The organism is Streptomyces sp. NPDC052236, from assembly GCF_044548015.1.
Taxonomy (GTDB): Bacteria; Actinomycetota; Actinomycetes; order Streptomycetales; family Streptomycetaceae; genus Streptomyces.
On record NZ_JBIUBL010000063.1, the window covers coordinates 1 to 12002 of the forward strand.

At 68.1% G+C, this 12002-nt stretch carries 9 protein-coding genes and 1 pseudogene; 5 read left to right on the forward strand and 5 right to left on the reverse strand.

Translation table 11 applies throughout. The features are described from left to right. Nucleotides 1–258: 258 nt before the first annotated feature. The 3 genes and pseudogenes from ACIHCQ_RS43980 to ACIHCQ_RS43990 form a co-directional block, all read right to left on the reverse strand. Nucleotides 259–480: pseudogene (locus ACIHCQ_RS43980) on the reverse strand (ABC transporter ATP-binding protein); the annotation flags it as partial. A gap of 74 nt (nucleotides 481–554) precedes the next feature. Further along, entirely contained in the window at nucleotides 555–695 is a 141-nt protein-coding gene (locus ACIHCQ_RS43985; protein WP_399674877.1) for a hypothetical protein, read from the reverse strand. Nucleotides 696–975: 280 nt separating this feature from the next. Further along, nucleotides 976–3144, reverse strand: coding sequence for an MMPL family transporter (locus tag ACIHCQ_RS43990; protein ID WP_399674879.1), 2169 nt, complete (start codon nucleotides 3142–3144; stop codon nucleotides 976–978). A gap of 422 nt (nucleotides 3145–3566) precedes the next feature. Between ACIHCQ_RS43990 and ACIHCQ_RS43995 the strand changes: the two genes are divergently transcribed. Both ACIHCQ_RS43995 and ACIHCQ_RS44000 read left to right on the forward strand, forming a co-directional pair. Beyond that, nucleotides 3567–4724, forward strand: coding sequence for a sensor histidine kinase (locus tag ACIHCQ_RS43995; protein WP_399674881.1), 1158 nt, complete (start codon nucleotides 3567–3569; stop codon nucleotides 4722–4724). After that, nucleotides 4721–5392: a response regulator gene (locus ACIHCQ_RS44000; RefSeq protein WP_399674883.1), complete on the forward strand. Its 672-nt coding sequence runs from the start codon at nucleotides 4721–4723 to the stop codon at nucleotides 5390–5392. The genes ACIHCQ_RS43995 and ACIHCQ_RS44000 overlap by 4 nt, the downstream gene beginning before the upstream one ends. A 586-nt stretch (nucleotides 5393–5978) precedes the next feature. Here the strand turns inward: ACIHCQ_RS44000 and ACIHCQ_RS44005 are convergent. Together ACIHCQ_RS44005 and ACIHCQ_RS44010 are read right to left on the reverse strand one after the other, a co-directional pair. Further along, complete coding sequence (locus ACIHCQ_RS44005) at nucleotides 5979–6944, reverse strand: HEAT repeat domain-containing protein (RefSeq protein ID WP_399674885.1); 966 nt, start codon at nucleotides 6942–6944, stop codon at nucleotides 5979–5981. A 1-nt stretch (nucleotide 6945) separates the two neighbouring features. Next, nucleotides 6946–10875: an HPC2 multi-domain protein gene (locus tag ACIHCQ_RS44010; RefSeq protein WP_399674887.1), complete on the reverse strand. Its 3930-nt coding sequence runs from the start codon at nucleotides 10873–10875 to the stop codon at nucleotides 6946–6948. Nucleotides 10876–10959: 84 nt separating this feature from the next. Here ACIHCQ_RS44010 and ACIHCQ_RS44015 point away from each other — a divergent pair, with 84 nt between their 5' ends. The 3 genes from ACIHCQ_RS44015 to ACIHCQ_RS44025 all read left to right on the forward strand — a co-directional run. Then, on the forward strand, nucleotides 10960–11181 hold the full coding sequence (locus tag ACIHCQ_RS44015) for a hypothetical protein (RefSeq protein ID WP_399674889.1): 222 nt from the start codon (nucleotides 10960–10962) through the stop codon (nucleotides 11179–11181). A gap of 73 nt (nucleotides 11182–11254) precedes the next feature. Further along, the gene (locus tag ACIHCQ_RS44020) at nucleotides 11255–11770 is read left to right on the forward strand and encodes a GNAT family N-acetyltransferase (RefSeq protein WP_399674891.1); all 516 of its coding nucleotides are present in this window, start codon (nucleotides 11255–11257) and stop codon (nucleotides 11768–11770) included. A 65-nt stretch (nucleotides 11771–11835) separates the two neighbouring features. Next, on the forward strand, nucleotides 11836–12002 hold a 167-nt coding region (locus ACIHCQ_RS44025; protein ID WP_399674246.1), incomplete at its 3' end, for a transposase.

Here is a 12002-nt window from a genome sequence, read left to right on the forward strand (position 1 = left end):
CCAGCTACCTCGCGGGACTCCACCTCCGCGGAGCGGTCATCTGGCTCCGCAGCCTCCGCCCCACAACATGATCTGAACCTGGAACAGGCCCTAGGCGGCCGTGATGCAAAATGCCGTGGTGGTGGCTGGACATGCACGTCGGTGACGTCCAAACCTCCTGTCACGACCCGCAGTTCCGCTCGTCCGCCCGCCAGACGGCGGGGTGTGTCCTGCCGTCCAGCAGGGTCGTGCGGACTTCCGCCGAATACCGGCCCACCTCGCGATCAGGATGCCGGCGATGGTCTCACCTGTCGCGAGCCGGTCCACCAGGGTCTTCGTAGCCAGCGGCTGCAGCAGTCCCCCGGCGGCCCCGACCAGGGCGCACAGCAGGCCGAGAGCGACGGCCCACCGGTGCGGCCGGACATAAGCGCACAGTGCCTTGACCGTCTCTCGGGCGGACAGGGACGTTTCATCCGCCGTCGGGGCGGATGCGGTGTTCACGAAATTCCTCTCTTCTGCAGTCTGCCGAACACCGCATCAGCGGTCCGCGCACCAGGGCGTGAGCATGCGTCAGCTCAGGGGACGAATGCGGACGCCCTCGCGGAGAGAGCGTGCACCAACGCACCGGAGACCTCAGGACGCACGACGAACAGGACGAAGGCGCCCGCCGCCAGCGTCACGCCGAGGAACTCCAGAAACTTGCCCCCGCCAGGCATGACATCCCGGCCTCGCGCTCCGGCCGATGACTCGAGGGAAGTGTCGGGCTCCTTGTGTCGCGCACGGTGTGTCATGCCTCCAGCCTGGAAGCCCGGCCGCCCCGCGCCCATCCGGCAACTGTCGGGTCCACCCCCGCCGAGTGGCTGGAGAAGACCGCCGCCCGGTCGCGCCCGGCTCAGTTTCGCGGCCCGGCACATCCGAGCATGGCGGTCGTCGGTCAGAGCGGGCGTGTGTGGCGTATGCCGGTCTGCGACTGATGGTTTGCCTGCTGTGTCCGGGTTATTCGATGGACATCTTCGGCAGTTTCCTGGCGAGCGGCGCGGGCAGCCACCATGCCCATTTGCCGAGCTTCTGCATGACGGCGGGAACGATGAGGCAACGGATGACGACGGCGTCGAGGAAGATGGCCACGGCCAGGCCGAGGCCGAACTGCTGGAGCATGCGGTCCGAGCTGAGCACGAACGCGCCGAAGACGAACATCATGATGGCCGCGGCCGCCGTGATGACCTTGCCGGTGGAGGCCACGCCCTCCTGTACCGACAGGGAGTGGTCCTTGGTGCGGGTCCATTCCTCGTGGATGCGCGAGACAAGGAAGACCTCGTAGTCCATGGAGAGACCGAACACGATGGCGAAGATCAGCGCGGGGATGAAGGCTTCGATCGGGCCCGACTCCGCGCCGAACCATCCGTGCTGGAACACCAGGGTGATCACGCCGAGCGCGGCGGAGATGGACAGCAGGTTGAGGATGGCCGCCTTGACGGGAATCCAGATGGAACGGAACACCAACAGGAGCAGCAGTGAGGAGACCCCGACGACGACGGCCACGAAGAGTGGCAGCCGGTTGGCGAGGGTCTCGGAGACGTCCTGGGAGGCGGCTGTCGAGCCGCCGACCAAGACTTCGGCGCTGGTGTCGCGTTCCAGCGGCGGGGCGATGTCCTCGCGCAGGTGGTGTACGAGGTCGACGGTGCCCTCATCTTGAGGTGATGTCGTCGGGTAGACGAAGACGGTGGACAGTTCGCCGTCCTCGGAAGGGAGTGCCGGACTGGCCGCGGCGACGCCGTCGGTCTTGGCCAGCTCGGCCTGGACGGCCTCCCCGGCTGCCTGGTCGCCCTTGACCAACACGATCAGCGGGCCGTTGAAGCCGGGACCGAAGCCTTCGGCGAGCAGGCTGTACGCCTGGCGTGAGGTGGTCTCCTCGGGGTCGTTGCCGGAGTCGGCGAAGCCCAGACGCATGCCGATCGCCGGAGCAGACAGGGCCAGGAGGGCGATGACACCGACGAGCATCGTCGGGATCGGGCGGCGCTGCACGGCACGGGCCAGGGCGCGCCAGCGGTCGCCTTCGGTCCTGCCCTTCTGGGCGGTCCTGGCCGTCTGCTTGAGCACATGGCGCTGGAGGCGTTGACCGAACAGGGCGAGCAGTGCGGGCAGCAGCACCAGGGAGGCAGCCATGGTGATCAGCACGGTGATCGCCACGGCCAGGGCGATGCCCTGGAGGGAGCCGAGACCGAGGGCGACCAGGCCCAGCAGGGCGACGATGACGGTGCAGCCGGCGAAGAAGACGGTGCGGCCGGCGGAGTCCAGGGCCTTGCGGTTGGCTTCGTCCGGCTGGGCGCCGCCCACGAGTTCCTGGCGGTAGCGGTAGAAGATCAGCAGGGCGTAGTCGACGCCGACTCCGAGCCCCACGAGCATGAGGATGGGCGGGGTGAAGTCGGCGACGGTGAAGATGTGTGAGGCCAGTGCGACCACGCCGATGGCGCCGCCGACCGCGAAGAGTGCGGTGATCAGCGGGAGGCAGGCCGCCAGCAGTGAGCCGAAGAGCAGGACGAGGATGACCAACGCGGCCACGATGCCGACGAGTTCCGCTGTCGGGCCGGCCTTGTCCTGGGCGTTGCGCGCGGCCTCTCCGCCGACCTCGACCTGGAGGTCATCGGAGCTGATGCCCTGAGCGACATTGATGATCTTGGCGACGTCCTCCTTCGGGACGTCCTCGACCTTGCCGTCCAGCGTCACCGACGCGTACGCGATCGTGCCGTCCTTCGACACGGCCGAGCTGTCGGCGAAGGGGCTGCGTACGTCGGCGACGCCCGCCATCTGCTTGACCTTGTCGAGCATCGGCTCGATGGCGGCCTGGGAGTCCTTGACGCCGCTGGTGTCCTTGAAGACGATCTCGACACTGTCACCGGCCTGGTCGCTGCCGTGCTTCTTGAACAGGTCGGTCGCGGCCTGGGAGTCGGTTCCCGGCAGCGTGAAGTCGTTCTTGTAGGCGGAGCCCGCGGCGCTGGAGCCCAGGGTGATGGCGGCCACGACGGTCATCCAGAGCACGATGGCGGCCCAGCGGTGACGCTGCGCCCAACCGGCCAGGGCGCCGAACCGGCCGATACGCGCGGAGTCGGTCGGGTCCAGCAAGGGCGGGGCGAGGGGCGCGGCTGAGCCGCGGGGAGAAGACACGTTGCTACCTCGAATTCGAGCGAGTGATACCTGACGTCACCGTCGTGCCCACCACCGCGCCGACCAGCGCGGGCGCAGTGATCGCCAGGGCGGCGGAACGGGCCGCTGACCGTGATCGAGAACGTTCCCGCAGCGGTGACCAGCAGGATTCCGGCAGCAGTACCCACGAGCGCGCCGACGACGGCGGCGCCGAACCGCGCGGAGGAGGTGGACGAAGACATGCCCTTAATCGTGCCCCGCGGCCGCTGACCAGGGCGTCGGCCCACGGCTGACACTGCTCGTACCCCACTGGCAGTACGAAATCCGCAGCCCTACCCCAGTGGGAGCAGGCGACACGGCCACGTGTCCGCCCCCGGAAGGCTCTCCGGGAACGAACCAGACACAGCGTCTGCCTGCGGCGTCCTTGCAGGCAGAATGGCCGCATGCCTCCCTTCGATCCCTTGCGCCGGCGCCTGCCCGGCGGCCTACGGGCCGAACACGCGCTGGCGCTGACCGTGCTCGCACTCGTGGGTATCGCCGAGGGGCAGCGCCTGGGCCCTGGCGGGCGGACAACCCCCGCTCTGGTCGCGTCCTGGCTGCTGGCCATGGCCGTATGCGGGGCGCTTCTGCTCAGGCAGCGGCACCCGGTCGCGGTGGGCTGGTGCACAGTGGTGGGCACCGGTACCTACTACCTGCTGAGCACCGTCGACGGCCCGTTGGTCCTGGTACCGATCGCGGCCCTGTACGGGCTGGCCTCCAGCGGGCGCCTTCAGGCGGCCGTCACCATGGCCGCGGTGATGGTCATCGGAGTCGGAGCCGGAGCACTGGCGGGGACCGGCGACGTCAACGGTACGGCCGTGTTCATGCTCACCGGCTGGCTGATCGCCGTCGTCGCCCTGGGAGCCATGTGGCACGGCCGGATGGCCTACGCCGAGGAAGAGGCCGCATTGCGCGCCACGCAGGAACGGTTGCGGATCGCCCGCGAGCTCCACGACGTGGTGGGACACAACATGTCCATGATCAATATTCAGGCATCGGCCGCCCTCCACCGGCTGGAGAAGGACCCGGCCCAGGCGGAATCGGCCCTCGCCGCCATCAAGGCCGGCAGCCGGGAAGGCTTGAGGGAGCTGCGCAGGACCCTCGGAGTGCTGCGCCAGGTCGACGAGGGGGCCCCTACAGCCCCGACCGCGGGCCTGGCACGGCTGGAAGAACTCATCGCGTCGTCCGCGCTGGCGGAGATGACGGTCACGGTAAAGAAGTCAGGGGCACACGATCTCTTGCCGGCCACCGTCGACCTGGCCGCCTATCGCATCGTCCAGGAGTCACTCACCAACGCCGCGAAGCACAGCGGCGCGCGCCACGTCGTCATTCGGCTCCACCGCGATGACGCCCAGCTCAGGCTGAGCATCGAGGACGACGGACACGGAGCACCGCCCGGCCCGGCCGGACACGGGGCAAGCGGCATCGCCGGTATGACCGAGCGAGCGCGGGCCCTGGGCGGAGCCCTTACCGCAGCACCGCGTCCCCAGGGCGGATTCGCCGTGCACGCCGAACTTCCCCTCAGCGACAACAAGACTGCGACGGAGCGGAGCACACGATGATCCGGATCCTCCTGGCGGACGACCAGCGGCTCGTTCGGGCCGGAATCCGCTCGATTCTGGAGGACGAGAGCGACTTCGAAGTCGTCGCCGAGGCCGCCGACGGACAAGCGGCGATCTCGGCCTGCCGCGAACAGCACCCGGACGTGGTGCTGATGGACATTCGCATGCCGGGCACCGACGGACTGCAGGCGGCCCGGGAGATCGCGGCCGACGAGCACCTGACATCGGTGAAAGTGATCATGCTGACAACGTTCGACCTGGACGAATACGTCTACGGGGCACTGCGCGCCGGAGCGGCGGGCTTCCTGGTCAAGGACACCGAGCCGGTTGAACTCCTGCACGCTGTGCGGGTCGCTTACCGGGGGGACGCCCTCATCAGCCCTTCGGTGACCCGTCGGCTCATCGCGGAATTCGCGAAGAGAGGAGCCAGAAGCACCGAGACCGACACCCGCCTGGACGTGCTCACCGACCGCGAACGCCAGGTCATGCGTCTGGTCGCTGCCGGATGCACCAACAACGAGATCGCAACCAGCCTCGTCGTCTCACCGCTGACAGCGAAGACGCACGTCAGCCGCATCATGACCAAGATGGGCGCTCGCGACAGGTCACAGGTCGTGGTCATGGCTTACGAGTACGGCATGGTCAACCCCGGCTGGCTCGACAGCTGAGCCCCGTCCCGGCCGCCCTGACCCGGCGCGTTCCAATACAACAAGCCTTCCGCGACCAACCCGGATGCCCGACGCAGCCGGGCCGTCACGTGCTACCGGGCACTCCTCCGAGACGGAGCCGGTATGCGAGGGACCAGCAACCGCTCCGGCTGGGGTGGCAACACCGGCTCCAGCGCCCACAAGTGTCGTCCCCGGTCCACGACGGAGTAGGAACATCAACGCGAAAAGCCGAATCCTCACACCGGTCACGGCTAGCCAGGACGTTTCAACAAGATCGTGTTACGAGCTCGTACGGATGAACAGACTCTTCCGCTGATCTTGTGACGCGCTGTGCTCAGCTTCTGAGGAGGATTCAAGTTTCGGCGGAAGTCGCGGCTCGTCCGTAGTCGGCGTGCTTGATCAGTTCGACTCTGATGACCTGGCCTTCGAAATGATGGTGTAGACAGAGATGGGATGCTCGTACCAACTGGAAGCCTCTGGCAGGTCGCTGATCAGCGAGGGAACCTCCGGCTCGAACCTCAGAAGGGTGAGAGTCTTCCAGCCGTGTGGAATCTCGTCCCAGCTGGCCCCGAAACAAAACACAGGGTCAGTCTTGCGTGAGGTCGCGAAGGGCGGTCAGGACGTCCGCCTCCGTATCGGGGGCGGCGGACCGGAGCAGTTCGCGCAGCGGCTCGACGGCCCGGCCGACACCGAGACGGGCCGCTGCCCGTACCGCCCGCCGGTCCAGGTCGAGGCGGAGCAGCACCAGGTTCTCCACCAGAGCGCGTTCGCGGCCGGTCAGCTCGGCCACCCCGTCGAGGGCGTAGTCCCGCGCCCACTCGGGCTCCTCGCTGTCCAGGCTGATGATGAAGCTCTTCAGCGGCTCCGCCTGCCGGTCGGCGTGCCACGTCAGGCCCAGTTGCTCCGCGGTTTCACCGGCCTCCCACCTGGCCAGTACGGTCCGCAGCTCGGCCAGCGCCTCATCCCGCACGGACGCGAGCGACGACAGCATCCGGCCGCCGATTCCCCGCAGCACCTCGCCCGATCGTGTCTCGTCGCCGCCCAGGCCGTGGGCAGTGAGCAGGGCCGTTATCGCCTCGTTCCTGACGATCCGGTCCGGGTCGGTCAGCGCCGTGTGCAGCATGAGGTTCTTGTCCGGGTCGGGGAACTCAGCCAGCAGCCTGACCGCGGAGGAACGGTCGCTCGGGCCGCCCGCACGGGTACGCAGCAATGCGGCGACGGCGGCCCGCCCCGAGTGGTCGCCCAACCTCAGCAGGGCGCGGGCCGCGAAGACCCTCATGGTGGGCGACCGTGAGTCGGCGGCCCGCTCGACGAGCGCCGGAACGGCACGGACACAGCCGGCCTCGGCGAGGGCGGTCGCCGCCCGGCCGTCGTCCCCGGCCAGCTTGCCGATGAGGATGTCCTCGGCCTCGGTCCGCTCGGCTCCGGTCAGCCGGGACAGTGCCCCGATGCCGCGATACCCGTCAAGATCGTCACGCGTGGACCCGAACGGCGCGTTCACCCCCGACAGGAAGATCTCGAACCACGGAGACCGCTCCGGACCACGACTCACCTCACGGCCCGCCTCTCGCTCTCTTCGCCGCCTGGCTGTCCAGGAAACGCTGCTCCGCGATCGCGGCCGCACCGGCAGCCGCGCTCTGGTCCTGCACCAATTGGGCTCCCTTGGACAGGGGGCGGCCCCTGGCGTTCAACTCCCGCCAGTATCCGGGTACCGGATCGTCCAGGATATGACTGGGGTCGTCTCCCCACTCCATGGCGTGGAACTTCAGCTCGATGGTTGCACCCGCGCTTACCGTCGCGGCCACCGCCGGCAGCTCGATGTCGACCAGTACAGAGCCGGTGGCGAACCGCCGCATGAAGATGTGGATCTCGTTGCGCAGCTGCCCGGCATAGCGCCTGGAGAACGCCACCCAGACCGGGCGGACGGTCGGCCAATCGTTGACCAGGGTCAGCCCCTGGGTGGCTCGGTAGAAGTTCTGCGCCTCCAGGGTGGTGTACCCCAGGCTCCTGGCGTAGTCGCTGAGATCCTCGCCCCTCGACCAGAGCGCTCCCCGGCCGGCGCGTATCCGCATGCTTCGCATCAAGGTCGCGGCCACGGTCTCGAAGTTGTCGGGCTTGTTGTCCCGGAGCCCTTCGATGATCAGGTACCAGAGCCGCCTGGCCTCGGCGCTCGGGATCGGAACCCGCGCGCTGCCGGCCGTCCACTTCCCGTACTCGGGATGGTCCTCCGGCACCAGCAGATCGGCCGGGGTCGGCAGCGGGACGAAGCTGTAGACCGTCCGGCCGTGCGAGGTGCGTGTCGCGGTGAGCAGGCCCATCCGGACCCACTCGGCGGCGTACTTGCGCGCCTGGGCGGCGCTCAGGCCGAGTGTCGTCTGCAGGCCGGGCACCACGCGGCCGGCGGTGGCGCCGGGCATGTCGTCAACGGCGAACAGCAGGTGTGGGTACTTCGACGGGTCGTTCCCGTAGGTCTTGATCGCGTCGTGCAGGTACTTGTTGACCGCGAGTTGTTCGAATGTGGCACGGGGGTTGATCGCGCCGTCGAACCGGAACAGCAACTGCTCACTGGCCTGGACGCGGACGGACATGGTCAGTCCCGACAGGTGATGCCGGGTCTTGATGCCGGAAAGCCCGTGCTGTACCTCGTCCTGATCCCCCGTCCGCTTGGCCAGTCGGCCGGCCTCGTGCAGGGCCTCCATGAGCTCACGCCGCTTCGCGTCCTGCTTTGTCTCGTCCTTCTTCGGGCCCTTCTTTCTGGGGTCGGGCCGGTCTTTGCGCCGCGGCCTGCGGCGACTGCCGGGGCGGCGTTTGGGTCTGGGCGCTGCCCCGGTTTTCGGCTTGGCCTTGGGTTTCGATTTGGGCTTCGGTTTGGGTTTGATTTTGGCCCAGAGTTTTTTGACGAGGCCGACGATTTTGTCGATGACCCAGTCGATGGCGCGGTTGACGGGTTTGGTGAGGGCCTGGACGATTTGTTTGACTTTGGCGGCGATGCCGCCGATACCGAGGACGGCGGCGAGAAAGCCGAGGAGTACGGGGATGGAGCGGGCGAGGGCGCGTTCGATGAGGGCCGGGGCGCCGCCGCTGCCGCCTCGGGCGATGGCGATGACCGCGTCGAGTACGGCATTGACGAACTCGAAGATCTGGCGGGCCTGGGTCACGATGAACGTGACGATGTCGATGATCAGCTTGACCGCGCGGACGAACGCGGAGGCGGGGTTGAGGAGGGAGAGTACCCACATGATCCCGGCCTGGATGATGGTGGGGGTCACATAGGCGATGACCTTGTCGAGCAGGTCCTTGCGCAGGTCCCCGACACGGGTCTTGAGGTCCTCCCACATGCCCGCGACGCCCTGTTTGCGGACCTGGGCGACCAGGGGCACCGCCGTCTCGGCCGCCGCGACGGCCTGGTCGGGGACTCTGCGGGTGAGGCGGGTGCGGATGTTGTTCCAGGTCACGCCGAGCAGGGAGGCGAGCATCGTCACGATGCCCTGGGTGTCGAACTTCGCGGGGAGTTGCAGCCCTGCCTCGGTGGTTCGCCCCAGGAGCCAGGACATGATGCCCTGTTGCAGGTGGCGGCCGATATTGCGCAGGAACTGCCGCAGGCCCGTACCGACCGCTCTGACGAGGTTGCCCAGGAACCCGATGGGATCCTTGAGGATCAGCAGGACCGCCTGCCCCGCTTTGGCGAGGACGGCGAGGAGGAGGCGTTTGAGCTCCAGGATGGTGTTGATGACGGCCTTCACCGCGTCGACGGCCTTGGCGACCAGGCCCTTGTTCTTCTCCTTCTCCGCCGCGATCTCGTCGTCGACGGATTTGAGGGCGTCGGTGTATTTGGTGGCCAGCGTGTCGACCAGGGCGGTGCCCTTGTCATCCACCGACTGAGTGAGTTCATCGAACTTGTCGCTGAACTCGGCGGCCGCCTCACGCCCGATGGTGCGCAGGTCGGCGGGGAGTTTACTGACGGCGGTGTTCAGTTCGGCGCGGCCCTGGGCGATACGGCGCTTGGCCCGGTTCAGCTCCGCGCCGATGGTGGTCGCGACATCGGAGATGACTTGGCGCATCTGCCGGATGTAGCCGGCCCGGGCTTCATCGAAGATCTTGTCGGCCTCGGCGGGCAGCCCGGCGAACAGGTCGCGCACCCACCGCCCCTTGCCGAGCACGCCCGAGTAGCGGCGGTCCTTGTACTCCTCCATTTTCCGCTCGTGTTCGGCGGTGAAGGCATCGCGCGCCAGTTTCTCGCCCCGGGTGAACTGGTCGTCGACCAGCTTGTCCAGGCCGTCGAGGATCGTCTCGACGTCCTTCTTCATCGTGTCGAAGACGCCTTGCAGGAGCGCGGTGACCTGCGCCCGCTTCTCCTCGTCCCGGCTCTTGGCACCGGTTTTGCCCGTACCGACCTGCTGCCCGGTCCGCACCCGCTGGGCGCCCATCGCCCCCATCGCGGCAGTGCCGAGCCGCTTGGCCTGCGCGGTGGTGGTGCGCAGCTCGTGCGCCTCATGCTTACGCATCTTGCCGGGTGCCGTGGCGGAGTGGCGTTCGGCGGTCTTCTTCTCACCCAGCGCTTGGGTGAACGTGGGCTCGTTGGACTTCTTCAACTGCGGCTCGGTCACCTGCGCAGCCGACATCTGCGCCTCGACCTGAGCCGGGCCTGCGGACAGGTCCGTGGCCGAAGCCGGCAGCTTGTCCGGCACGGCACTGGCCGGGTTGGGGGTGCCGGGCGTCGCGGGCGGCCGGTCGCCGGTCAGCGGAACAACCTTCTTGGACACCGCAGCCGATGTGTCGGGCGGGGCAGCGGTCGTGGTGGCGATCTCCTCGGCCGAGCCCGCCTTGCCCTGACCCACCTGACCGCGCACCTCCGCCTGGACCTCCTCGGCCTTGCCCGACTCGGCGAACTTGTCCGCCTCATCCAGGTTCTTCGGCGCCTTGGCGGCGATCGCCTTCTCGACCGCCGCGATGAACGCGTCCTTGTCGAACTCCTTCGGCTTGGCCTCGTTCATCTTCTCCGCGTTCGCGGTCTTGCCCTGCGCCTCCTCATCGTCCTTCGGTGGCACCGCCGCGTCCTGCGCCGCGACCGCCTCCGACTTCGGCGGAGGGTGGGACGCGGCCAACGTCCGCTTCTTACGCCCCACATCCTTCTTCAACACCGCGAACTTCGGATCCGCATCCGGCCCGGGCCGGGCCGTGGTCTCCTGCGCGGCAGCCGCCGGGGCCGCTTCCGTCGTCTCCGCCTGCGTCGTGCCTGCTTGTGTCGCTGCCGCCGCGACAGCGCCGTTGCCCACCATGTCCTGCGCCCCGGGCGGCATCCGTCCCGGCAACGGCGGAACCGGACCCGGCCCTTGTCCGCCCGCCAGCACCGCGCCCACCACCGCGTTCGACGGCGCTCCCGGAGGACGTACGGGACCGGGCGCCTCCGGCCGCTCCTTCACCCGCGCGGGCACACTCGTCGACACCGCCGGCCGCAGGGCGAGCGTCTTCGGCACGGGCATCGAACGCCATCCCCTCCACGACACAGCGGCGGCGCCAAGAACTCGGTGTCCCAGGACACCCCCACACACCGTGCCAGCGCAGGCGTGACAGGAGCGTCACCCGCACGTCCCCGTGCCGGTGAGACCGGCGAACAGTTGAAGTCCGCTGAGGGCCTGCGGCACCATGTCTTCCTCACCGACACCCCGTACTCCGGCGGCGGCTCGGCCCAGTTCCTGGAGATCCGCCACCGTGGACACGCCACCGTCGAGGACCACATCAGGTGCGGCAAGACCACCGGCTTCGGACGCTCCCCATCCCGCCTGTAAACTCCCGCGCAACCGACCGACTTCCGCAGCTGACAGGACAAGCAGAACACCCGTGAGCTCCACGTTGATTCGCTTGATTGAGCCCTCCGACGGCCCCGCACTCGCCGGCCTGCTCTCCCGGGACAAGCTGGCGTATGCGCGCTGGCTGCCCGCGAGGCCCGCAGAGTTCTACACGCCCGACGGGCAAGCCTCGGTCATCGAATCCCTTCTGGCCTCCCACGACCAGGGGCTCGCGTGGCCCGGCGTCGTGGTCTCCGACGAGACCGTCATCGGGCAAGTCAACATCAGCTCCATCCTGCGCGGCCCGTTCCAGAAGGGATTCCTCGGCTACTGGGTCTCTTCTCTCTACCAGGGACTCGGGCACACGAGCCGTGCCGTCGGCCTCGCGCTGCGAATCGCCGAAGACGAGCTGAACCTGCATCGACTGGAGGCACACACCCAACTGGAGAACCTCGCGTCTCAGGCGATCCTCCGCAAGCACGGATTCAGTTCCTGGGGCATCGCCCATGACCACTTCTACGCCGACGGCGCATGGCGCGATGAAGTGTTCTGGGAAAGGAAACTGACCGGCAGGCTCGCCTCCTACTAGGGCCTGTTCCAGGTTCAGATCACTCTTCTGTCAATTCGGCCCGTTGGATGGCCGCGAAGCGGTAGATGTATCGGGTGACGCGTGGTGATCTGACTGATTCCGAGTGGGAGTTGATCGAGCCGCACTTGCCGTTGGGTGAGCGCGGGCCGATCCCTGACCTGCGAATGCGCCTGAACGCGGTGATGTGGCGGTTCCGCACCGGGAGCCCGTGGCGCGATGTGCCCGAGCGTTA

What these genes read in the sequence shown, in the direction of transcription:
- ACIHCQ_RS43985 (WP_399674877.1), bottom strand. Translation starts at nt 695, where the DNA reads ATGCCTGGCGGGGGCAAGTTTCTGGAGTTCCTCGGCGTGACGCTGGCG.
- ACIHCQ_RS43995 (WP_399674881.1), top strand. Translation starts at nt 3,567, where the DNA reads ATGCCTCCCTTCGATCCCTTGCGCCGGCGCCTGCCCGGCGGCCTACGG.
- ACIHCQ_RS44000 (WP_399674883.1), top strand. Translation starts at nt 4,721, where the DNA reads ATGATCCGGATCCTCCTGGCGGACGACCAGCGGCTCGTTCGGGCCGGA.
- ACIHCQ_RS44010 (WP_399674887.1), bottom strand. Translation starts at nt 10,875, where the DNA reads ATGCCCGTGCCGAAGACGCTCGCCCTGCGGCCGGCGGTGTCGACGAGT.